Below are 21,355 nucleotides of genomic sequence, written 5' to 3'. Positions count from 1 at the left end.
CCACGTCAGAGCCCTTCCTGACGCCGGGCCACCTCGGCGTCGTTCCACGGGGTCAGTGCCTGGTAGTCCGGGACGAAGCCGAGGCCCTTGCCGGAGTCGGGCGAGGGCGCGTCCTGCGTGGTGACCACGTCGACCACGGCGGGCGTGTTCTCCAGCGCACGCCGGATCGCCGGCTCCAGGTCCTCGGCCGACTGGACCCGCTCGCCGTGCGCCCCGAACGCCCGGGCCATGGCGGCGTAGTCGGAGTCGGCGAGCAGCGTTCCGGCCACCAGGCCGTAGTTCTCCTCCTGGTCGTACCGCTCGATGTTCCAGGCGCGGTTGTTCGAGACGATCACGACGATCTTCGCGCCGTGGCGCACGGCCGTGTCGATCTCGGTGGCCGTGATGCCGAAGGCGCCGTCGCCGGTCACGGCCACCACGGGGCGGTCCGGGTACGCGAGCGCGGCGCCGATGGCGAAGGGGGTCGCGACGCCGAGGCAGCCGAACGCCCCGGCGTCGAGGTAGCGCCGTGCGCGGGTGATGCCGAGCCGCGCGAAGGACAGCAGGTCCCCGCCGTCGGCGATCATGATCGCGTCGCCGAGGTCGAGGGCGTCTCCGTCCAGCGCGTCGAGCGCTCCGAAGATCCGGTTCGGGTGGATGTGCCCGTCGGCGCCGTTCTCGGTGGTGTGCAGGGCCTGCCGGTAGTCCTCGGCCCGCGTCCGGTGCTTGGCCTTCAGTTCGTCACGCCAGGTGGTGTCGGGCGTGTGGTCCTTCAGCGCGTCGGCGATCGCGGCCAGCGTCGCGCCCGGCTCGGCGAGGATCTCGACCTCGCCGCGGCGGTTGTCGATCAGCTCGCTCGCGGTGTCGGCGATGCGCACGACCGTCGCGTGCGGGAACACCGCCGGGGAGCCCATGCCCAGCTGGTAGTCGAGCTGGCGGCCCACGGTGATCAGCAGGTCCGTGTCGCGCATGACCGCGGACCGCGCACTCCCGACGGCGGCCGGGTGCGAGTCGGGCACGAGGCCGCGGCTCTCCTGGGTGTCCAGGTAGGCCGCGCCGGAGGCGTCGAGCAGGCGGACCAGGTCGGTCCCGTCGGTGGTCCGGGCCCCGCGCCCGGAGATGATCGCGGGCTTCTCCGCGGCGCGGATCAGGTCGGCCGCCGCGGCGACGTCGTCGGGGTGCGGCTGCGGGCGGCGCTTGGGCTTCGCCCGCAGGTGCTCGCGCATCTGGAGGGCGGGAGGTACCTCGCGGCGGAGCACGTCGGTGGGGATCTCGAGGTAGACCGGGCCGGGCTCGCCGCGGTCGCCCGACGCGCGCGCCCAGGCCTCGTCGAACTCGCGGAGGACCTGGTCGGCGCTGCGCAGCGTCCGCGCCAACCGGGTGACCGGCTCCAGGATCGCGGTGTGCGGGATGTCCTGCAGCGGGCCCATGTTCGACTGCGGGATCGGCGGGCAGCCGCCGATGACCAGCAGCGGGATGCGCGAGACCGACGCGTTGGCCACGGCGGTCACGGTGTTCGTGACGCCGGGTCCGGCCGTCACCATCGCGACGGCGGTCTGACCGGTCAGCTCCGTGTGGGCGTGCGCCATGTGCACCGCCGAGCCCTCGTCGCGGACGTCGACGATGCGGACCCCGCGACGTGCGAGCTGGTCCCAGATGGGCTGGATGTGGCCGCCCTGGAGACCGAACACGCGGTCGACCCCGTGCTCGGTCAGGAACTCCGCCACCAGGCTCGCGACCTGCACCGGCCGACGGGCCGGGCCGGCTCCGCTGCGCTCCGCGTCCTGCCGGTCCGCCATGGACCCTCCTCGTCGAGGTGATCAGCACCACGATCATGGACGTGGCGCATGTCACTCCACGGTGCGACATTCTGAATTCAGAAGTCAAGGATGAGTTGGCGATCACCGCCCGCTACCATGCGGGGGCGGCGCGGTGCCGTGTCGGGATCCGTTGATCCAGCAGCGGGGACGGAGGCACACGGGAGGACGGCCGATGGCGGAGCTGCCGCAGAGGCCCTCGCGGACCGAGCAGGTCTTCGAGGCGATCGTGGACGACATCTGCACCGGCCGGCTCGCGCCGGGCGTCCCGCTGCGCCAGGAACAGCTCGCTGAACGCTTCAACGTCTCCCGCCAGCCGATCCAGCAGGCCCTGCTCCTGCTGCGCAATCAGGGTCTCGTGCGCGAGTTCGGGCGGCGCGGCCTCGAGGTGGCGCCCCTGGAACGCGACTTCGTCAGCCACCTCTACGAGCTGCGGGCGATCCTCGACGGCCAGGCGGCACGCCTCGCGGCGGACCGCCACACCGACGACTGGCTGCGGCACGCGACCCGGATCGTGGTCGCCGGGCGTCAGGCCTTCGACGACCGGTCGTTCGCGCTCATGGTCCGCAACGACGTCGAGTTCCACCGCGCCGTCGTCGAGGCGACCGCGAACCCGCTGCTCGCCGAGAGCGCCGGCGTCATGTGGCGCAACGTGCAGCGTGTGATGGGCGAGGTACTGCTCCAGGGCGGTGCGCCGGCCTGGGTGTGGGAGGACCACGCCGCGATCCTCGACGCGATCCGCGACCGGGACGGCGACCGCGCGGAGCAGCTCGCCCGGCGCCACGCCGAGCACGGCGAGCAGCTCATCCTGGAGTCGATGCCGGCCGCCCCGGACGACGCTCCGGCGCCGGACGAGCCGATCGGTCCGGCGCCGGACGACTCCACGCCGTTGGCGGAGTGACCCGCCTCAGTCGGTGGCCGTGCGGTGCACGCCGAGCAGGTGGCGGTAGGCCGCGGCGCTGACGCCGTTGAACGCCTGCTCGTCCTCGGTGGTCTCGCGGCGGACCTTCCCCGGCACGCCCGCGACGAGCGACCCCGGCGGGACGCTCACGCCCTGCGAGATCACCGCGCCGGCGGCGATCACCGAGCCTCGCCCGACCGTCGCGCCGTTCATGATCACGGCGCCCATCCCGACGAGGACGTCGTCCTCCACCGTGCACCCGTGCACGACCGCACGGTGCCCGACGGTCACGTTCTCCCCCACCGTGCACGGGAAGCCCGGGTCGGCGTGCAGCACGGAGCCGTCCTGGACGTTGGACCCGGCCCCGACGGTGATCGTGTCGTTGTCGGCCCGGACCACGGCGCCGTACCAGATGCCGACCTCCGGCCCGAGCGTCGCGCGCCCCGCGACGACGGCGCCGGGCGCGACCCACGCCGTCGGGTCGATCTGCGGGGCGTGGCCGTCGACGGTGACGATCAGGTGGTCCATGCCGGGCATCGAATCAGGTCCGACCATGATCACGTCGAGGGGACCACCATGGCCATGTCGATCTTCGCGACCGCCGTGGGCGTTCCCTCGCGACGTGATCATGGTCGGGTGAGCGCCTCCGAGGGGCCCGACGACGGGTCACGGTCCGGCTCGGGCTGCTCCGGCTCGACCGCCGGTGGGGTCATCGCGGTCGCCCACGGGGCGGGCTCGCTCCGCGGTGCCCAGGCCGCGCCGTCCGCCGTCGTCGGGACCGGGTCGAGACCCGGGAGGCCCTCCGGGGCGACGGCGGGCACGTCGGGTGTGGCGGGCGCGAGGTCCCACCGGCCGTCGACGGGACGGCGCTGGAGGGTCGGTCCGGCCGTGAGCGCCTCGACCGGCACCTCGGCCAGCCGTTGCCGCACCCGGGCGACGACCCGTGCCGACCCACGGACGACCGCCGTGAGGACGATCCGGTCGCCGTGCGGGTCGTCGACCTCCCGCAGCACGTGCACGCGGCCGTCCGCGGTCTCGAGCACGAGCGCCCCGCCGCCCGGCGCGAGGGTCGCGCCGGTGCGGGCGAGGTCGGCGTGGGCCGCTCCGAGGAGCTCGAGATCGGCGAGCCCGTCGTCGCGGGTGCAGGCGTCGAGCAGGAACCCGCTCCCGACGTCGACGAGCGTGGCGGCCAGGACGCGCCGGTCGGCGAGCAACGACGCGAGCACCGTCGACAGGCCGTCCGACCGCACGCACGTCACATGACGATGACGCGCCACCGGCGGCGGGTCAGCGTCGTCCGGCCTGCTGCGGGAAGTACCCGGGCTCGGCCGGAGCGACGGTCGGGTCGTCCATGGAGAAGCGCGAGCAGATCATGCGCAGGTCACGACGGGCCATCGCGAGGTTGGCCTGCTGGCGGTTCAGCACGAGGTAGAGGAACAGCTTGTCGTCGTCCGAGCGCGAGTAGATCGGCCGGATGATGTGGTACTGGGTGTCGAGGGTGATGAGGATGTCCTCGATCGTCTCGCGCAGGCCCAGCTTCGCCATCACGTCGAACTTCGCCCGGACGACCTCCGAGTTGCCCGGCGCCGCGACGTCGAGGTCGAACTCGGCGCTGCCGCCCCGCGAACCGAGGGTCATGCCGCTCTCGTAGTCGACGAGCGCGACCGCGAAGGCGCCCTTGATGTTGGTCGCGGCGTTGAGGATGTAGTCGATGTCGGCCATGGCTCGCTCCGGTTCTGGTGGTGTTCGGGGGATCGGGGTGGGTCGCCGCGGTCTCGGGCGGGGTCGGGGAGGGCGGGAACGGCGAGAGGTCAGGTCAGGCGCCGCAGCCCGAGGAGCAGGCGGCGCAGGACGGACGGCTCGGTGCTCCACCCCGGGAGCCCGGTCGACAGCGCGGCGGCGGTCGGGGCGGGCTCGGGTGCGGGCGTCGGCGACCGCAGGTGCGCACCGGGGACACGTCGGGGCAGCCCGGCGTCGGTGGCGGGCGGCTCCTCCTCCGGTGCGGGTCCGGGGGCCGTCACGACCGGCTCGGGGGCCGGTTCGAGCGGCGGGGCGGTGATGATCGGGTAGGGCACCGGGGCGGGGACCTCGGTGGTGTCGTCGTCGACCGGCGACGGCGGCGGCGGGACCACGACGACGGGCGCGAACAGCGAGGCCGCCCGCGGCGCGGGGATCACCGGGGCGGACGGCGCGGACGGCGCGGACTCCATCGGCTCGGACGGCGCGGACGGCGCGGACGGCGCGGACGGCGCCGACTCCATCGGCTCGGCCGGCTCCCGGGCGGGCGGGACCTCCGGGGCGGTCCGCCAGGTCCGGGCCTGGCGCACCGTCAGCGGACGACGGCGGGGGTCCCAGAGGCCGGGCTCGTCGGGCACGGTCTCCGGCGCCGACTCCGGCTCCTCCGCCGGCTCCGGGCCCGACGATGGCGCGCTGCTCCCGCTGGATGCGTGCAGCTCGCCATCGTGGGACTCGCCGGTCGACGACACCTCGCCGACGCCAGGGGCATGAACCGCCGGGACGGCGGGCGGCGGGACCTCCTCGGGCGCCACGAGTTCCGGACGGTCGGCCGGAGCACTCGGCGGCAGGAACGCGAGGGCGGGCACGTCGGCGCCGGGGCGGGTCGCGGGTCGGGGCAGCTCCCGGTCGGGCGCACGGCGGGGTGCGGGCGGCATCGGGGTACCGGCCGACGGCATCGCGGCGGGCAGCGACCCGGTCGCGGGCCCGGTGCCCGAACGGAACCCGTCGGGCGCCGCCGGCACCACGCGGGGCGCGGGGAAGGACCCGGAGACCGGAGCGGCCGGCCCCGACGGCAGGGCACGGGTGGTCACGGCCCGGGACCGGCCGACGAGGGCCGCGAGCGCCCGCCGGGCGAGCGCGAGGTTGCCGTGCTCCCGGTCGATGCGCAGGGCCACCCACACGTCCTCGCCCACGCCGGGCACGGACCGCACGAGGTGGAAGGCCGACTCCGTCGTCAGGACGACGTCCTCCATCGCGCGCCCGCGTTCCCGCGACACGTCCGCGAGCCGCCTCGCCCAGGAGAGGACCGCGAGGTCCGCGTCGGGCGGGCCGCCGAGCTCCCCGCGGACGCGCTCCCCGCTGGCATCGACGACGAGCACGTACCGGGCTCCGGGAAGATCACGGAGCGCGACCAGGGACTCCGGCAGAGCGGTGACCGCTCGCGGACTGGCTGCGAGCGGGACCGCGTCGACGGGGGTGGTGCCCCGACCGAGTGCGACCACGCGAATCCTTCGTTGGTCCGAAGAACGGGACTGAACTGGACCGACGCACCGTAGGTTCGCCCAGCGTGAGCGGCAACGACTCCGAACGGAGTAGCTCGACGCGAATCGTCCGTTCGCGACGCGACGGTGCGTCGACGGTCCGGGTCGTTCGCCTCACCACGGGGTCTGGTCGGAGACGGTCACGAAGCGTGGCGTTCGCAGCAGTCGGGCCGTGGCGTTCGGCTACCAGCCAGGTCCGAAGAGCGCAGTGCATTCCGGGCGTCCGGGCAATGCGACTACGACAGGCGGCCCTGGGTACGCCGTGTCAGCACGTCGGCGCCGACGGCAAAGTGCACCGGTTCGGAGCAACCGGATCTCCCCCGGTCGTCGCCCGCTCGGTCGCCTGGTCGTCAGCGTACGGACGAGGAGCACGACACCTCGGCGAGCACCGGGTCGCGCGGGAAGCGCAGCTCGGTCCGGGCCGGGGCGCCGACGAGGTTCTGCCAGAAGCGGGACCAGGTCAGCGGGGCGGACACCGAGTCCCGCAGCTCCTGGATCGCCGGGCACCGCAGGGCCCGGGCCGCCGCCGCCACGTCCGCCCCGGTGGCCGCGCGGCTGTCCACGGCCGCTCCCCCGCCCGCGGCCACGAACCAGGCCGCCGGGAGGTTCTTGTCGTGGCCGGTCCGGCCGTCGGGCACGTTGGTCGTGTGCGCCGCGAGCGGGTCGGCGAGCCCCACGGTGTCGGTGACACGCACGTCGAGCGGGTTCAGCGCCCCCGCCGCCCCGAGGTTGAGGAACACCAGCCCGGACGGCTGTCCCGGCGCCAGCGGCACGAGATCCCACTGCGGCCCGGCCGGGCCGGTACCGCGGGCGAGCAGCGCCACCACCGGCCGCGGGCTCTGCGCGACCAGCGCCGCGCCGCCCGCCACGTAGGGGTGCGCGCGGTAGTCGTCGGCGGTGACGGGGTGCGGGTTGCCGAGCAGCTGCGTGTAGAAGCCGCGCTCGTCGGCGATGCCGGACGCGGAGATGCCGTGGTAGTTCGGGCGCGCGCTCGTGCCCACCACCGCCGCCCACACGAGCAGCACGAGCAGCGGCACCACGGTCCGCCGGCGGACCGGCAGGGCCATGACCGGCAGCAGCATCGCGAAGATCGCCGGCAGCAACATCCGGGCGTGCATGAAGTCGCCGCCGACCCGCGTGACGTAGACCAGCATGCCGAGCCCGCCGAGCACGGGTGCGACGGCCACCGCGACGGTGCCCGCCCGGTCCCACCCCCGCGTGCGGCGCACGTCGGCGCTGCCCTCGTCCGGCCCGGCAACCCCGCCCCGGCGGCGGGCCCACCAGCCCGACCGCGTCACCCGCTGCGCGACGACGAGCAGCGCCGCCACCGCGAGCACGGCGGCGGGGATCAGGAGCCAGTAGGTCGCCACGGTGTCGCGCAGGTAGGAGTAGCCGCGTCCCCAGCGGGAGACGCCGGCCTCCTTCGCGAGCGCGGTGGAGGGCACGAGCAGGCCGTAGTAGCCCGCCCGGAACACCTCGTAGGCCAGCGCCGGCGCCACCGTGAGCGCCCCGAGGCCGACCACGCGGAGCATCCCGCGCCGGTCGCGCGGCTGCTCGAGGACGGCGAGCGCGACCCCGCCGACCGCGGCGACGAGGGCCATGTCGGGCCGCACCAGCGGCCCGAGGGCGAGGACGAGCGCGACCGGCCAGGCCCGCCCGGGCCGTCGTCGGGACCCCTCGGCGACGAACAGCCGGGGCTCGCGGTGGGAGCGGCGCACCAGCAGCCACCAGGAGAAGGCGAGCCAGGAGAACGACAGCCCGGTCTCCAGACCCGACGTCCCGAAGTCCCAGAACGGCGGCATGGCGAGGACGACGAGCGCCCCGGCCGGGACCACGACGCGGCCGAGGCCGGTGAGGCGCCGGGCCGCGTCCATGGCGAAGCCGAGCGCCGCGACCGAGAGCAGACCGCCGACCACGAGCGCCGCGGGCTCCGGGGGCACGGGCAGCAGGGCCAGCCCGAGCAGGACGACGGTCCAGAGCGTGGAGGTGTTGGTCTCGACGCGCTCGCCGACGTTGAAGACGGGGCCGTGGCCCTCGAGGATCTGGCGGACGGTGCGCAGGAAGATCAGACCGTCGTCGGAGACCCAGCGTCGCTGCCAGATGAGCAGGCCGTACGCGACGACGGCGAGGGTCAGGGCGACCGCGGTCACCGTCACGGGACGGCGGCGGGCCCGCCGGGCGAGGCCGGCGGGCAGGGCGCGCACCCGCGTCGGAGCCGGCACCGCCATGGTGTCGCTCATCGTCCCTCCCCGCGGTGGTGCCACGACCGGGCCTGGGCGTCGGTCAGCACCGCCACCTGGTCGACGACGACGCGCAGGCGCGCCGCACCGTCCGGGGCAGCGTCCCATGCCGGGCGGAACGCGGGGTCCAACGCCTCCGGCGCGCCGTCCCACAGGCGCCCGACCAGGTCGGTCAGGATGCCCCGTTCGACCTCCTGGGCGCGCAGCCGCGCGGGGTCGGACATCACCCAGCGCACCGCGGCGGCCTTCAGCAGCGTCACCTCCGCCCGGGCCCAGGGCGGCACGACCAGGTCGTCGGAAGGCTCCGGGCACTCGCGGCCGGTCGTCGCGACCGTCTCCTCGACCGCCGCGGCGACGAACCGGCCGACGAGTTCGCTGGTCAGGCGCTTGAGCGCGACCTGGGCGGTGAGGCTGCCGGGGGTGGCGAGCCCGGCCACCGCCCGCAACGGCGGGTAGGCCGCCAGCCGCTCCGCCGCCGCCCCCAGCTCGTCGGGGTCGCCGCCGAAGGTCGCGGCCGCCAGGGCGATCAACCCGTCGTCGGGAACGGCGAGCCGCACCGGGTCGATGCGCCCGGCGAGGATGGCGTCCTCGACGTCGTGGACGGAGTAGGCGACGTCGTCGGCCCAGTCCATGACCTGCGCCTCGAGGCAGGCCCGGCGGTCGGCCGGGTCGCGGATCCAGGCGAACACCTCGGCGTCGTCGGCGTAGACCCCGAACTTCGATCGACCCCCGCTGCTGCGACGCCATGGGTACTTCATGCAGGCGTCGAGCGTGGCCCGGGTGAGGTTGAGCCCGGACGCGGGGCCGTCCTCGAGGACCTTGGGCTCCAGCCGGGTCAGCAGCCGCAGCGTCTGGGCGTTGCCCTCGAACCCACCCGCCTCGGCCGCGACGGCGTCGAGCGCGCGCTCGCCGTTGTGGCCGAAGGGCGGGTGGCCGATGTCGTGCGCGAGCCCCGCGGTGTCGACGACGTCCGGGTCCAGGCCCAGGTCCTCGGCCATCCCGCGGCCGATCTGCGCGACCTCCAGCGAGTGCGTCAGCCGGGTCCGCGGCACGCCGGTCACCTCGGCGTCCTCCCCCGGGCCCACCACCTGGGTCTTGCCCGCGAGGCGCCGCAGGGCCGCCGAGTGCAGCACCCGCCCGCGGTCCCGGGCGAACGGCGAGCGTCCGTCCCGGCCGCGCTTGGGGGCCTCGGGCGAGAAGCGTTCGTCCCGACGGAGGATCGGCGCGGTGGTCACTGCAGGCCGGGGTCGGAGAAGTCCGACGAGGCGTGGGCGAGGTGGTAGTAGATCAGCCCCGCCGTCTCGCGGACGATGTAGAAGAACTGCGTGCGCCGCGTCTGCGACACGGGGCCGCCCTTGGCCGGTGACGTGGTGGCGTCGAGGCCGACGTCGCGGGCCATCGTGCGCGAGCGCAGCGAGTGCCACGGGTCGGACACGATCACCGCCGAGGTCCACCCCCGCTGCCGGGCCACCGAACCGACGGCCTCGAAGCTGCCGAGGGTGTCGCGCCCCTCGTCGATCGGGAGGACGTCGCGGTTCGGCACGCCGTGGTCGGTGAGCCAGCGGTCGCCGCTCTCGGCCTCGGAGAACTGGTCCCCGCGGGCCGCGCCACCGACCGTGACGATGCGCGGTGCGACCCCCTGCTGGTAGAGCGCCAGGGCGTGCTCCAGGCGTGCCTCGAGCACCGGGGACGGGCGGCCGTCGTACTGGGCGGCGCCGAGCACGAGGATCATGTCGGTGGGACTGCGCTCGTCCACGCGGCCGAGCCACCACACCCGCGCGGCCGTGCCGCCGACGAGCAGCAGCGCGATCACCAGCGCCCCCACCACCACCCGCGGCGCCCACGTCAGGGCCGCCCGGGAGCGGGACCGTCCGGTCGAGCTCCGCGGCGCGGCGTCCCCGCGCTTCACGCCCCGATCTGCCCGCGCCCGGCGGACAGCGCTCCCGGATCCCGGCCCGAGCGGACGGCGAGCACCTCGGCGACGACCGACACGGCGGTCTCGGCGGGCGTGCGGGCCCCGAGGTCGAGCCCGACCGGTCCGTGGATCGCGGTGAGCTGCTCCTCGGTGACCCCGGCGGCGAGGAGCCGCTCCCGTCGGGCCGCCTGGGTGCGGCGGGAGCCCAGGGCGCCGAGGAACCCACGCCCGTGGCGCAGGCCGGCGAGCAGGGCCTCGTCGAAGGCCGGGTCGTGGTCGAGCAGGACGAGCACGTCGGCGTCGGTGAACGCCTCGACCGCGGCCGTGGTCTCGGCGACCGTGCTCGTCGTGCGGCAGCCCCAGCCGAGGACGGCGGCCTGCGCGGCGAGGGCCTCCCCGAGGGCGCCGGCGCCGACCACGAGCAGGGCGGGGACCGGCACCCACAGGTCGACGAGCACGTCGGTGCCCGCGAGCTCGGTGCGCTCCGTGGCGGTGGCCCCGCGCCGCAGGAGGGCCGTCAGGTGCTCCGCGGCGGCCGCGTCGAGGTCGGTGGAGCCGAGGGTGCCGTGGCGCTCGGCGAGGTCGCCGCCCACGAGGACCAGCGCCGCCGTCCCGTCCGCGGTGGAGACCAGCGCCGCCGGGACGCCGTCGGCGAACCCGCGGGCCAGGGCGTGCGCGGCGTCGCCCGCCAGGGGGTGCGCGAGGAGCGTGGCCCCGCCGGCGCAGGCGAGCCCCGCGGCGACCGCGTCGTCCTCCGCGACGTGCGCCTCCTGGGTGCCCGGCGCGCTCAGGGCCGTGCGCACCAGCTCGGTGGCCGGCGCGTCGAGCGCCCCGCGCAGCAGGTCGCCGGCCGTGACGATCTCGCCCGTTAGCGTGCCGCGGGCCGCCAGGAGCTGCCCGGGCTCGACGGTGCCGAAGCCGTGCCGCGCGAGCACGCGGACGACGCCGACGGGGGCGGCCGGGTCGTCGCCCCCGGCCAGGACCTCACTCAGCTCGGTCACGGGAACCAGGGTAGGTGAGGGGTCCGACGGTCTCGCCGCACCCGTCGTCGTGACGGGCCTCAGCAGCCGATGAGCCGTGCGGCGAGGTAGCCCTCGAGCTGGTCGAAGGCCACCCGCTCCTGGGTCATGGCATCGCGGTGGCGGACCGTGGCCGCCTGGTCCTGCAGCGAGTCGAAGTCGACCGTCACGCAGAACGGCGTCCCGATCTCGTCCTGGCGGCGGTAGCGGCGACCGATGGCGCCGGCGTCGTCGAAGTCGACGTTCCAGTGCTGCCGCAGGCGCGCGGCCACGTCCCGGGCGACCGGCGAGAGGTCGGCGTTGCGGGAGAGCGGCAGGACGGCGGCCTTCACCGGCGACAGGCGCGGGTCGAGCTTGAGCACCGTGCGCTTGTCGACCCCGCCCTTGGCGTTCGGCGCCTCGTCCTCGGTGTAGGCCTCGAGCAGGAACGCCATCATCGGGCGGCCGACACCCGCGGCCGGCTCGATGACGTACGGCCGGTACCGGGAGTCGGTGGCCTGGTCGTAGTACGACAGGTCGACGCCCGAGTGGTTCGAGTGCGTGGTGAGGTCGAAGTCGGTGCGGTTCGCGATGCCCTCGAGCTCGCCCCACTCCTGGCCGGCGTTGAACGCGAACTTGTACTCCACGTCCACCGTGCGCTTGGAGTAGTGGGAGAGCTTCTCCTTGGGGTGCTCGTAGTGGCGCAGGTTCTCCGGCGCGATCCCCAGCTCGGTGTACCAGCGGGTGCGCTCGTCGATCCAGTACTGGTGCCACTGCTCGTCGGAGCCCGGCTCGACGAAGAACTCCATCTCCATCTGCTCGAACTCGCGCGTGCGGAAGATGAAGTTGCCCGGCGTGATCTCGTTGCGGAAGCTCTTGCCGATCTGGCCGATGCCGAACGGCGGCTTCTTGCGCGCGGTCGACATGACGTTGGCGAAGTTCACGAAGATGCCCTGCGCGGTCTCCGGGCGCAGGTAGTGCAGGCCCTCCTCGGACTCCACCGGGCCGAGGTAGGTCTTGAGCATCATGTTGAACTCGCGCGGCGCGGTGTACTGGCCGCGCACGCCACAGTTCGGGCAGGGCACCGTCGAGAGGTCGTAGCCGACCTTGCCCTCGGCGTCGACCGTCTCCAGCGACGGGCCGCCGGTGCGCTCGGCGAAGTCCTCCGCGAGCTGGTCGGCGCGGTAGCGGCGGTGGCAGTTGGTGCACTCGACCAGCGGGTCGGTGAACACGTCCACGTGGCCGGAGGCGACCCACACCTGGCGCGGCAGGATGACGCTCGAGTCCAGGCCCACGACGTCGTCGCGGCCCTGCACCATGAACCGCCACCACTGGCGCTTGATGTTGTCCTTGAGCTCGACGCCCAGGGGCCCGTAGTCCCAGGCGGACCGGGTACCGCCGTAGATCTCGCCCGAGGGGAAGACGAAACCGCGTCGCTTGCACAGGTTGACGACGGTCTCGATGCGGGCGCTTCCGGTGGGGGTGGGCACTTCGGTCTCTCCTGATGCTGCTCGGTGGCCCTCCCAGGGTATCGACCGGGCGCGAGCGGCTCAGTCGAGGATGCTCGCGTGCTCGACGCACCCGCCGTCGGGAAGGCCGGTCAGCCGCCGCTCGAAGGTGGCCTCGTCCGCGGTGGAGGCCTCGGAGAGGAATGGCACCACGTGCTCGCGCACGTCGAAGGGCTGCAGCGCGCGCCGGTAGGCGGTCAGCGACGCGAAGACGGCCACGAGGACCCACTGCCCGGGCGCCTCGACGGCCCGGGCGAGCTCGACCCGCTCGCAGTCCGGCTGCCCCGCCAGCAGCCCGACCGCCCGCCGGGCGCGGGTGAGGAACTCGCCCTCGTCGGCGGGACGGAAGCGGCAGACGAGGAGCACCGCCGGACCTTATCGACACCCGGTGTCAGTATGGGATTCTGGAGGTCGACGGGAGTCACCGGAGAGGAGCGCCGTGGCGAACGGACGCGGACGACGGAACGGGCGGGGCGACCTGCGCCGCCCGCTGCTGCCCGGGGTGGGCCCGCTGGCGGGTGCGCCGCCGGTGCTGGTGTTCGCGCTGGTGGCCGTCGTGTTCGCCGCCGGGGTGCTCCTCGGCGGCGTCGTCGGGGCGCTGCTGCTGGCGCTGCTCGCCGCCGGGGTCGCGGTGCTGCTCGCGACGACGTGGGGGCGCATGTCGCCGCCCGAGCGGCTGGCGCGGAGCCTGATCCTCGCGGTGCTGGTGCTGGTGACGATCGGGGTGGCGCTGCGATGACGATCTCCCACGAGGCCCCGGCCCCCGCTCCCGCGCCGCCGCCGCTGCTGGAGCCGGCCACCCTCGAGGCCGCGGGTGAGCTGCTGCGCGCGCTGGCCGCCCCGGTGCGGATCGCCGTGGTGATGCAGCTGCGGCAGTCACCACGCTGCGTGCACGAGCTGGTGGACACGCTCGGCGTCACCCAGCCGTTGATCAGCCAGCACCTGCGCGTCCTCAAGGCCGCCGGCGTCGTCCGGGGCGAACGTCGGGGCCGCGAGGTCGTCTACCGGTTGGTCGACGATCACCTGGCCCATATCGTGGTCGATGCCGTCGACCACGTGCAGGAGGACGCATGAGTGCGGGAGACGCAGCACGGCGGAGCTCGACCCATGGTCTCTGAATCGAGGCCGACCGTCGTCCCCGGGCAGCGGTCGACCCGGCAGCGGGCGGCGATCGGCGACCTCCTCGACGAGCTCGACGACTTCCGCTCCGCCCAGGACATCCACGAGGAGCTGCGCCGCCGCGGCGAGGGCATCGGCCTGACGACCGTGTACCGCACGCTGCAGGCCCTCGCCGACGCCGGCGAGATCGACGTCCTGCGCACGACGGCGGGCGAGGCCTCCTACCGCCGCTGCTCGGACACCCATCATCACCACCTCGTGTGCCGGGTCTGCGGGCGCACGGTGGAGGTCGAGGGGCCCGCCGTCGAGCACTGGGCGGAGAAGGTCGCGGTGGAGCACGGCTTCGCCGAGATCGATCACACGGTCGAGATCATCGGGACCTGCTCGGGCTGCCGTTCCTGACGACGGGTCCCTCGCCCGGCCCGCGCTGACCCGGGGCGCCGAGGTGCACACCAGGCATGCCCGCGGAACGTCGAGGCTGCCTCATGTGAGTCTCGCGGCCGGCCCGGACACCAGCGTGGCCCGCCCCCGACGCGCGGGGACGGGCCACGGTGCGGCGTGCGCTACTCCCGGTCGGCGCTCGGGCGACCGGCGGTCTCGCGCTCGGCGCCACCCGTCGGACCGACCTGCAGGGTGTCGTCGATCCCGTCGGCGTCGGGGCGGCCGCGTTCCGGCGCGTCCGCGGGCACCGGCTCGTCGGACTCCCGGAACGGGTCGGCGTTGCGCCGCACGTCGGCGTAGGTGACACGCTCCCCGGCGTCGTTCACCGCGGTGCGCCACGGACCGTCGGCGTCGGCCGGGAACGACTGCACCCGCAGGTAGAAGTCGTCCCCGTGCTTGTCGGTGCCGTAGTCGATGGCCTGCTCGATCACCTCGGTGCCCTTGATCTCGCGGAGCACGACGGGGTCGTGGTTGAGATCGCGGGTGAGGGCGACGCAGAGCGCGATCATGATGATCACGAACGGCGCGGCGACCAGGATCGTCAGGTTCTGCAGCCCGGACAGGGCGTCCTCGCCGCCGACCAGCAGCATCACCATGGCGACGAGACCCATCGTGGCGCCCCAGAAGATGACGACCCACTTCTTCGGCTCGTCGGTGCCGCGCTGCGAGAGCGTGCCGGTGACGATCGACGCGGCGTCCGCGCCGGACACGAAGAAGATCGCGACCAGCACCATCACCAGGATCCCGGTGACGGTGGCCAGCGGGTAGGCCTGCAGCACCGAGAACAGCTGCGACTCGGTGTCCGCCCCGGCCGGGTTCAGCCCCTGCTGCTGCTGAGTGATCGCGGTGCCGCCGAAGATGGCGAACCAGATCAGCGAGACCAGGCTCGGCACCAGCATGACGCCGCCGACGAACTGCCGGATCGTGCGACCCCGGCTGATCTTCGCGAGGAACATGCCGACGAACGGGGTCCAGGAGATCCACCAGGCCCAGTAGAAGACCGTCCACGACGAGAGCCAGTCGAGCATCGGCGCGCCGCCGGTGGCCTCCGTCCGGCCCACCATCTCGAAGAACTCGGAGAAGTAGGCGCCGACCGCGGTGGGCAGCAGGTCGAGGATGATCACCGTCGGGCCGACCACGAACACGAACAGCGCCAGCACGCCCGCGAGCACCATGTTGATGTTCGAGAGCCACTGGATGCCCTTGGCCACGCCCGAGACCGCGGACAGGATGAACGCCGCCGTCAGGACGATGATGATCGGGACGAGCACCTCGTTGCCGGCGTCGGGCAGGAAGCCGGTGGCGTCGAGCCCGCCGCCGATCTGCAGCGCGCCGAGGCCGAGCGAGGCGGCCGAGCCGAAGACGGTCGCGAAGATCGCGATGATGTCGATGATCCGGCCGGGCGTGCCGTTGGCCGCCCTCTCCCCGATCAGCGGGATGAAGGCCTGGCTGATGAGCTGCCGACGACCCTTGCGGAACGTCGAGTAGGCGATCGCGAGCCCGACGACGGCGTAGATGGCCCACGGGTGCAGCGTCCAGTGGAACAGCGACGTGGCCATCGCCGTGCGCAGCGCCTCCACCTGGTCTCCGCCGGCCACCGACCCCGGCGGCGGACTGGTGAAGAACGAGAGCGGCTCGGCGACGCCGTAGAACATCAGCCCGATGCCCATGCCCGCCGAGAACATCATCGCGATCCACGACACGGTGCGGAACTCGGGCTGCTCGTCCTCACCGCCGAGCTTGATGCGGCCGAACTTCGAGAACGCGAGCCAGAGCGCGAACACCACGAAGCCGGTGGCCGCGAGGATGAACAGCCAGCCGCCGCCCTGGATGAGGCCGCCGATCATGCTGCTCGAGACCGAGCTCAACGATTCCGTGCTGAGGATCCCCCAGAGCACGAAGACGACGGCCAGGGACGCGCCGACGCCGAAGACGACCTTGTCGACCGGCACGCCCTTCACGTCCGCGGCGCTCCCGCCCTGTTCCTCGGGCGGTCTCGCGGGGGGACTCTCCTGCTGCTGTGTCATACCGGTACGCCCCCCGGTGCGGCGGGCGCCCTCCTCTCCGGATGCGACGTCCGGAGGAGACTACGGGAGAAAACGGACAGAGAGCGTGCAATCGGTGTAAACCGCAGCGTCAGGACGCGCCGACGAGATCGGCCCGGACCTGAGATGCCGTGGACACGACGAGCATGAGCAGGGTGCCGAGGGGATCGGGGGCGAGGTCCTCGGCCGGGAACGCGTAGCGCAGCGTCACGTCCCAGCCGGCCTCGGCCCGCACCACGCCGAGCGTGCCGAAGAGCCCCTGCCCGGCGCGCTCGGCGATCCGGCGCGGGACGTCGTCGTCGGGCAGGTCCCACGCGACGACGCAGGTCAGGGAGAGGACGGCGAGCCCCTCGACGAGCTCGACGCCCTGCACCGCGCACGGCACGTCGCCGTGACGGAAGGAGAGGGCCCCGTCGTCGTCGACGCGGACCTCCACGAACTTCTCCAGGGCCTCGCGGGCCGTGATCAGCAGGGTGGCGGTGGTGGCGGCCTCGCGGCTCACTCAGCTCTCCTCGGCAGGATCGACCCGGGACGCGTCGACGGCGCCGCCGTAGCGACGGTCGCGGGAGGCGTAGATCTCGCAGGCCTGCCAGAGGTGGCGGCGGTCGAAGTCGGGGAACAGCGTGTCGAGGAAGACCATCTCGGCGTACGCGGACTGCCAGAGCAGGAAGTTCGAGGTGCGCTGCTCCCCGGAACTGCGCACGAACAGGTCGACGTCGGGCATGTCCGGCTCGTCGAGGTAGCGGGCGAGCGCCCGCTCGTCGATGCGCTCCGGGTCGATCTCCCCCGCGGCCGCCCGGCGGGCCAGCTCCCGCGCCGCGCCGACGATCTCGGCCCGCCCGCCGTAGTTGACGCACATGGTGAGGGTGACGACGTCGTTGTCCTTCGTCAGCTCCTCGGCGATCTCGAGCTCCTTGATGACGCTGCGCCACAGCCGCGGGCGCTGCCCCGACCAGCGGACCCGGACGCCCATCGCGTGCATCTCGTCACGGCGGCGCCGGATCACGTCGCGGTTGAAGCCGAGCAGGAAGCGGACCTCCTCCGGGCTGCGCCGCCAGTTCTCGGTGGAGAAGGCGTACGCGCTGATCCACTTCACGCCGACGTCGATGCACCCGCGCACGACGTCGAGCAGCTGCGCCTCGCCGTGCCGGTGCCCCTCGATGCGCGGCAGGCCGCGCTGGTTGGCCCACCGGCCGTTGCCGTCCATGACGAGCGCGACGTGGTTCGGGACCAGGTCGGCCGGGATCGGCGGCGCCGTGGCCCCCGAGGGGTGCGGCGTCGGGGCCATCACCGTCGGGTCGCCCGGTCCGCGCAGCCGGGCTCCCGACCGGCCGCGACTCCGTTCGGCGCGCTGACGCAGCGGACTCACACGACTCCTTCCGATGCTTCCTGACGGCGGGTGCCGTCGTCCTCCGTCGTCGGGACCCCGTCCTCGAGGTCCACCCGCGGGACCGCGCCACGGCGGTCGACCAGCGGGAGCGAGCGCAGCTGGCGCTCGAGGTGCCACTGCAGGTGCGCGGCCACGAGGCCCGCGGCGTCGCGGCGGGCGTCGGGCGGGCTCTGCTCGGCGACGCTCCAGTCGCCGTCGCGCAGGGCCTCGAGCAGCCGCCAGGTCCACCACGAGGGCACCACCGACCCGCCGGGTCGGCAGTCGTCGCACACCGCTCCCCCGGCGGCCACCGCGAAGCGACGGTGGAAGCCGTGCGTGCCGTCCGGGGCGTCCAGGGGAGTCTCCGGCTCGACCCCGCAGCGGGCGCACTCGGTGACGGCCGGCGCGTAGCCGGCGACGACCATGGCCCGCAGCAGGTAGGCGTCGAGGACCAGGTGCGGGTCGCGGCGCCCGAGGGCGAGGCCGCGGAGCGCGCCGACGAGCAGCAGGAACAGCTCGCGGGCGGGCTCGCCCTCCTCCGGGGTGAGCCGGTCGGCGGTCTCGAGTAGTGCGCAGCCGGCGGTGTAGCGCGGGTAGTCGGCGACGAGATCCCCGCCGAAGGCGTCGATCGTCTGCACCTGGGTGACGATGTCGAGGCTGCGTCCGGTGTGCAGCTGCAGGTCGACGTGCCCGAACGGCTCGAGGCGGGCGCCGAACTTCGACGTGGTCCGGCGGACGCCCTTCGCGGTGGCGCGCACCTTGCCGTGGTGCTGGGTCAGCAGCGTGACGATCCGGTCGGCCTCGCCGAGTTTCTGACACCGCAGCACCACACCGGTGTCGCGGTAGAAGCCCACGGACCCATCCTGGCACTCCGGTCCGACATCCCGCCCTGCTCACTCGTCCGGCCTATACGACGGGGAGTGGCTCCCCGCTAATGTCACGTTCCGTCACATCGAGCCGGGAGGAACCCGTCATGACCACTCCGCAGCAGCAGCCCTTCGCCCCCGAGCCGGTCGGCTACGGCCAACCCCCGGCCCAGCCCGCGGGGTACGGCCCGCCGGTCGCCCGGCGCACCAACGTGCTGTCGATCGTCGCTCTGATCGCGGCGTTCTTCGTACCGCTCGCCGCCGTCGTGTGCGGCTGGGTGTCGCTGCGCCAGATCGCGCGCTCGGGCGAGAACGGCCGGCCGCTCGCGATCACCGCGCTCGTGCTGGGCGGGATCGGCTGCGCGATGTGGATCCTGTTCTGGGTCCTCATCATCGCCAACGGCGGCAGCTTCTCGTACTCCTACTCGATGTAGGGGCCCGCTCCGGCGAGGTTCACGTCAGACAGGTTCCGCGGCCCGGGACGCTGCCTGGTGTGACCCTCGGCGCGAGGTTGGCCGCCCCATCCGGCGCGAGGTTCACGTCACGCAGGTTCCGCAGCCCGGGACGCTGCCTGGTGTGACCCTCGGCGGGGAGCCGGGGCTCGCGCAGTACGTCGATTCCGGCCAGCTCACGCCGCTCTTCGCCGCGCTCGGCTGATCGCCCCCCGACGATGCGGCGTTCCTGCCACTGGATGACAGCAACGACGCTTTCCTGCCACCAAGCCGGCGGTCAGAACCCCAGCTTGCGCAGCTGCCGGGGGTCACGCTGCCAGTCCTTGGCCACCTTGACGAACAGGTCGAGGTGCACCTGGGTGCCGAGCATCTTCTCGATCTGCTGCCGGGAGCTGGTCCCGACCTCCTTGAGGCGGGACCCGCCCCGGCCGATCACGATCGCCTTCTGCGACGGCCGCTCGACGAAGATCTCGGCCCGGATCCTGAGGGTCTTCCCCTCCACCATCTCCTCGACCACCACGGCGAGCGAGTGCGGGAGCTCGTCGCGCACGCCCTCGAGGGCGGCCTCGCGGATGAACTCCGCGATCATCGTCGTCTCCGGCTCGTCGGAGAGCTCGCCCTCGGGGTAGAGCGGCGGGCCGGGCGGCATCTGGGCGAGCAGCAGCTCGGTGAGCAGCTCGACCTGCTTCCCCGACACGGCCGACACCGGCACGATCTCGGCGAAGTCGGCGAGCTGCTGCAGCTCCAGCAGCCGCTCGGCGATCACCTCCGGGCGCGCGAGGTCGGTCTTCGTCAGGATCCCGACGACGGGTGTCCGGTCGGCGATCTTGCGCAGCTCCGAGATGATGAACCGGTCGCCCGGTCCCACCGCCTGGTCGGCCGGCGCGCAGAACCCGACGACGTCGACCTCGGCCCACGTGGTGCGCACGACGTCGTTGAGCCGCTCCCCCAGCAGCGTGCGCGGCTTGTGCAGCCCGGGGGTGTCGACGAGCACGAGCTGCCCGTCGGGGCGGTGCACGATGCCGCGGATGGCGTGCCGGGTGGTCTGCGGCCGCGACGAGGTGATCGCGACCTTCTGCCCCACCAGCGCGTTCGTCAGGGTCGACTTCCCGACGTTGGGCCGCCCGACGAAGCAGGCGAACCCGGAACGGAAGTCCTCCGGCCAGGGCTGCGTCACGCGGCCTCCACCGACTTGCCCTCGAGGCGGGCCACGATCTCGCGTCCGATCGGCAGCGCCGCGGTGGCCGCCGGGGAGGGCGCGTTGAGCACGTGCAGCACCGACACGTCCTCGGCACGGTCCTCGGCGAACAGGAAGTCGTCGACCAGCGACCCGTCCGGCCGCACCGCCTGCGCACGCACCCCGGCCCGGCGCATGACGTCGTGCGGCGGGTGCAGGTCGGCGGCGGTGGTGCCGGGCAGCATCTTCGCGACCGCCTTCGCCATGGCGGCCTTCGACAGCGAGCGCTGCATCTCGCCGATCCCGTAGCGCCACTGCCTGGCCGCGAGGGCGAGGAATCCGGGGTCGGTCAGGGTGCCGGCGAGCTCGCGCACCTTCAGGGTCCGCCAGTCGTAGCCCTCGCGGGCCAGCGCGAGGACGGCGTTCGGCCCGACGTGCACCGAACCGTCCACCCCACGCGTGGCGTGCACGCCGAGGAACGGGAACGCCGGGTCGGGCACCGGGTAGACCAGGCCCCGGATCGCGTCGGCCTTCGGTCCGCGCAGGTCGGAGTACTCGCCCCGGAACGGCACGATCCGCACGCCGGGGTCGAAGCCCGAGGCCCGTGCGATCTCGTCGGAGCGCAGCCCCGCGCACACCACGACCTGCCCGGCGAGCAGGTCGCCGCCGTCGGTGTGGACCACGACGTCCCGACGCCGGCGCACCGTCGACCGCACGGCGCGCCCGGTGTGGATCACCGCGCCGCGCGCGACGGCGAGCTCGGCCAGCTTCACCGTGATCGCCTCGTAGTCGCAGATCCCGGTCGAGGGGACGAAGAGGCCCGCCACCGCGCTGACGGCGGGCTCGCGGTCGCGCACGCCCGCCGCGTCGAGCTCGTGCACCTCGACGCCGTTGGCCCGGCCCCGGCGCACCAGCTCCGCCATCCGCGGCAGCTCGTCCTCGCCGGTGGCCGCCACGACCTTGCCGCACTCGAGGAAGGGGAGGTCGTGCTCGGCGCAGAACGCCTTCGTCTCCGCGCAGCCCGCGACCGCGAGCCGGGCCTTCAGCGAGCCCGGCGCGTAGTACAGCCCGGAGTGGATGACGTTGGAGTTCCGCCCCGTCTGGTGCCCGGCCAGCGACGACTCCCGCTCGACCAGGGCGACCGACGTGTGCCCGGCGTCGAGCAGCGCCGTGAGCACCGCGAGCCCGACGATGCCGCCGCCGACCACGACGACGTCGTGCCGCGGGTTCGGTCCCGGGACTCCTGACAC

Annotated in this window: 22 protein-coding genes; 5 read left to right on the top strand and 17 right to left on the bottom strand. The window is 73.9% G+C overall.

Translation table 11 applies throughout. From position 1 onward, the window contains the following. Nucleotides 1-5: 5 nt before the first annotated feature. Nucleotides 6-1,778 (bottom strand): 2-hydroxyacyl-CoA lyase, encoded by a 1,773-nt coding sequence (locus QSK00_RS05370; RefSeq protein WP_285588347.1) that lies wholly within the window; start codon nucleotides 1,776-1,778, stop codon nucleotides 6-8. A 193-nt stretch (nucleotides 1,779-1,971) separates the two neighbouring features. Between QSK00_RS05370 and QSK00_RS05365 the strand changes: the two genes are divergently transcribed. Continuing rightward, nucleotides 1,972-2,697, top strand: a complete 726-nt coding sequence (locus QSK00_RS05365; protein WP_285588346.1) for a GntR family transcriptional regulator — start codon at nucleotides 1,972-1,974, stop codon at nucleotides 2,695-2,697. A gap of 6 nt (nucleotides 2,698-2,703) precedes the next feature. Here QSK00_RS05365 and QSK00_RS05360 read toward each other — a convergent pair whose 3' ends face one another. The 10 genes from QSK00_RS05360 to QSK00_RS05315 all read right to left on the bottom strand — a co-directional run bounded on the left by QSK00_RS05360 (nucleotide 2,704) and on the right by QSK00_RS05315 (nucleotide 13,002). After that, nucleotides 2,704-3,225 (bottom strand): gamma carbonic anhydrase family protein, encoded by a 522-nt coding sequence (locus QSK00_RS05360; RefSeq protein WP_285588345.1) that lies wholly within the window; start codon nucleotides 3,223-3,225, stop codon nucleotides 2,704-2,706. A 98-nt stretch (nucleotides 3,226-3,323) separates the two neighbouring features. Continuing rightward, nucleotides 3,324-3,947 (bottom strand): hypothetical protein, encoded by a 624-nt coding sequence (locus QSK00_RS05355; RefSeq protein ID WP_285588343.1) that lies wholly within the window; start codon nucleotides 3,945-3,947, stop codon nucleotides 3,324-3,326. 37 nt (nucleotides 3,948-3,984) lie between these two features. Next, nucleotides 3,985-4,419, bottom strand: a complete 435-nt coding sequence (locus tag QSK00_RS05350; RefSeq protein ID WP_285588341.1) for a hypothetical protein — start codon at nucleotides 4,417-4,419, stop codon at nucleotides 3,985-3,987. Nucleotides 4,420-4,508: 89 nt separating this feature from the next. After that, the gene (locus QSK00_RS05345; protein ID WP_285588338.1) at nucleotides 4,509-5,936 is read right to left on the bottom strand and encodes a hypothetical protein; all 1,428 of its coding nucleotides are present in this window, start codon (nucleotides 5,934-5,936) and stop codon (nucleotides 4,509-4,511) included. A gap of 389 nt (nucleotides 5,937-6,325) precedes the next feature. Next, a complete protein-coding gene (locus QSK00_RS05340) occupies nucleotides 6,326-8,215 on the bottom strand; it encodes an arabinofuranosyltransferase AftB family protein (protein ID WP_285588337.1) in 1,890 nt (629 codons plus the stop codon). After that, on the bottom strand, nucleotides 8,212-9,435 hold the full coding sequence (locus tag QSK00_RS05335; RefSeq protein WP_285589502.1) for a deoxyguanosinetriphosphate triphosphohydrolase: 1,224 nt from the start codon (nucleotides 9,433-9,435) through the stop codon (nucleotides 8,212-8,214). Before QSK00_RS05335 ends, QSK00_RS05340 begins: the two co-directional genes overlap by 4 nt. A gap of 11 nt (nucleotides 9,436-9,446) precedes the next feature. Next, the gene (locus tag QSK00_RS05330) at nucleotides 9,447-10,046 is read right to left on the bottom strand and encodes a YdcF family protein (RefSeq protein ID WP_285589500.1); all 600 of its coding nucleotides are present in this window, start codon (nucleotides 10,044-10,046) and stop codon (nucleotides 9,447-9,449) included. Nucleotides 10,047-10,120: 74 nt separating this feature from the next. Then, on the bottom strand, nucleotides 10,121-11,131 hold the full coding sequence (locus tag QSK00_RS05325) for an XdhC family protein (protein WP_285588336.1): 1,011 nt from the start codon (nucleotides 11,129-11,131) through the stop codon (nucleotides 10,121-10,123). 59 nt (nucleotides 11,132-11,190) lie between these two features. Then, a complete protein-coding gene (locus QSK00_RS05320; protein WP_285588335.1) occupies nucleotides 11,191-12,618 on the bottom strand; it encodes a glycine--tRNA ligase in 1,428 nt (475 codons plus the stop codon). Between the two features lie 60 nt (nucleotides 12,619-12,678). Further along, nucleotides 12,679-13,002 carry an antibiotic biosynthesis monooxygenase family protein gene (locus QSK00_RS05315; RefSeq protein ID WP_285588334.1) on the bottom strand — a complete coding sequence of 108 codons (324 nt, stop codon included), beginning with the start codon at nucleotides 13,000-13,002 and terminating at the stop codon, nucleotides 12,679-12,681. A 73-nt stretch (nucleotides 13,003-13,075) separates the two neighbouring features. Here QSK00_RS05315 and QSK00_RS05310 point away from each other — a divergent pair, with 73 nt between their 5' ends. Genes QSK00_RS05310 through QSK00_RS05300 form a run of 3 tightly spaced genes read left to right on the top strand, consistent with a single transcriptional unit; the run spans nucleotide 13,076 to nucleotide 14,157 of the window. Then, nucleotides 13,076-13,375 (top strand): DUF6703 family protein, encoded by a 300-nt coding sequence (locus tag QSK00_RS05310; RefSeq protein ID WP_285588333.1) that lies wholly within the window; start codon nucleotides 13,076-13,078, stop codon nucleotides 13,373-13,375. Next, nucleotides 13,372-13,710 carry an ArsR/SmtB family transcription factor gene (locus tag QSK00_RS05305; RefSeq protein ID WP_285588331.1) on the top strand — a complete coding sequence of 113 codons (339 nt, stop codon included), beginning with the start codon at nucleotides 13,372-13,374 and terminating at the stop codon, nucleotides 13,708-13,710. Before QSK00_RS05310 ends, QSK00_RS05305 begins: the two co-directional genes overlap by 4 nt. Before the next feature lie 33 nt (nucleotides 13,711-13,743). Then, the gene (locus QSK00_RS05300) at nucleotides 13,744-14,157 is read left to right on the top strand and encodes a Fur family transcriptional regulator (protein ID WP_230750431.1); all 414 of its coding nucleotides are present in this window, start codon (nucleotides 13,744-13,746) and stop codon (nucleotides 14,155-14,157) included. 161 nt (nucleotides 14,158-14,318) lie between these two features. Here the strand turns inward: QSK00_RS05300 and QSK00_RS05295 are convergent, their stop codons facing one another. The 4 genes from QSK00_RS05295 to recO form a co-directional block, all read right to left on the bottom strand. Continuing rightward, nucleotides 14,319-16,223 (bottom strand): BCCT family transporter, encoded by a 1,905-nt coding sequence (locus QSK00_RS05295; protein WP_502872014.1) that lies wholly within the window; start codon nucleotides 16,221-16,223, stop codon nucleotides 14,319-14,321. A 109-nt stretch (nucleotides 16,224-16,332) separates the two neighbouring features. Then, a complete protein-coding gene (locus QSK00_RS05290) occupies nucleotides 16,333-16,743 on the bottom strand; it encodes a hypothetical protein (protein WP_285588323.1) in 411 nt (136 codons plus the stop codon). After that, complete coding sequence (locus tag QSK00_RS05285; protein ID WP_285589498.1) at nucleotides 16,744-17,529, bottom strand: isoprenyl transferase; 786 nt, start codon at nucleotides 17,527-17,529, stop codon at nucleotides 16,744-16,746. Between the two features lie 77 nt (nucleotides 17,530-17,606). Continuing rightward, entirely contained in the window at nucleotides 17,607-18,464 is an 858-nt protein-coding gene (gene recO, locus QSK00_RS05280) for a DNA repair protein RecO (protein ID WP_285588321.1), read from the bottom strand. 119 nt (nucleotides 18,465-18,583) lie between these two features. Between recO and QSK00_RS05275 the strand changes: the two genes are divergently transcribed. Then, nucleotides 18,584-18,910: a DUF4190 domain-containing protein gene (locus QSK00_RS05275; protein WP_285588320.1), complete on the top strand. Its 327-nt coding sequence runs from the start codon at nucleotides 18,584-18,586 to the stop codon at nucleotides 18,908-18,910. Between the two features lie 295 nt (nucleotides 18,911-19,205). Here QSK00_RS05275 and era read toward each other — a convergent pair whose 3' ends face one another. Together era and lhgD are read right to left on the bottom strand one after the other, a co-directional pair. After that, nucleotides 19,206-20,105: a GTPase Era gene (gene era, locus QSK00_RS05270; protein WP_285588317.1), complete on the bottom strand. Its 900-nt coding sequence runs from the start codon at nucleotides 20,103-20,105 to the stop codon at nucleotides 19,206-19,208. Then, entirely contained in the window at nucleotides 20,102-21,355 is a 1,254-nt protein-coding gene (gene lhgD, locus QSK00_RS05265; protein WP_285588315.1) for an L-2-hydroxyglutarate dehydrogenase, read from the bottom strand. The genes era and lhgD overlap by 4 nt, the downstream gene beginning before the upstream one ends.

The sequence above is a fragment of the Actinomycetospora sp. NBRC 106378 genome (assembly GCF_030269685.1).
In the GTDB taxonomy this organism is placed as follows: domain Bacteria; phylum Actinomycetota; class Actinomycetes; order Mycobacteriales; family Pseudonocardiaceae; genus Actinomycetospora.
This window is presented reverse-complemented; position numbering and strand designations above follow the sequence as displayed.

Bases quoted from the DNA above. Each gene is read 5' to 3' on its own strand.
- QSK00_RS05285 (WP_285589498.1), bottom strand. From the start codon at position 17,529: ATGGCCCCGACGCCGCACCCCTCGGGGGCCACGGCGCCGCCGATCCCG.
- QSK00_RS05340 (WP_285588337.1), bottom strand. From the start codon at position 8,215: ATGAGCGACACCATGGCGGTGCCGGCTCCGACGCGGGTGCGCGCCCTG.
- QSK00_RS05300 (WP_230750431.1), top strand. From the start codon at position 13,744: ATGGTCTCTGAATCGAGGCCGACCGTCGTCCCCGGGCAGCGGTCGACC.
- QSK00_RS05275 (WP_285588320.1), top strand. From the start codon at position 18,584: ATGACCACTCCGCAGCAGCAGCCCTTCGCCCCCGAGCCGGTCGGCTAC.
- QSK00_RS05305 (WP_285588331.1), top strand. From the start codon at position 13,372: ATGACGATCTCCCACGAGGCCCCGGCCCCCGCTCCCGCGCCGCCGCCG.
- QSK00_RS05295 (WP_502872014.1), bottom strand. From the start codon at position 16,223: ATGACACAGCAGCAGGAGAGTCCCCCCGCGAGACCGCCCGAGGAACAG.
- QSK00_RS05360 (WP_285588345.1), bottom strand. From the start codon at position 3,225: ATGGACCACCTGATCGTCACCGTCGACGGCCACGCCCCGCAGATCGAC.
- QSK00_RS05365 (WP_285588346.1), top strand. From the start codon at position 1,972: ATGGCGGAGCTGCCGCAGAGGCCCTCGCGGACCGAGCAGGTCTTCGAG.
- QSK00_RS05350 (WP_285588341.1), bottom strand. From the start codon at position 4,419: ATGGCCGACATCGACTACATCCTCAACGCCGCGACCAACATCAAGGGC.
- QSK00_RS05370 (WP_285588347.1), bottom strand. From the start codon at position 1,778: ATGGCGGACCGGCAGGACGCGGAGCGCAGCGGAGCCGGCCCGGCCCGT.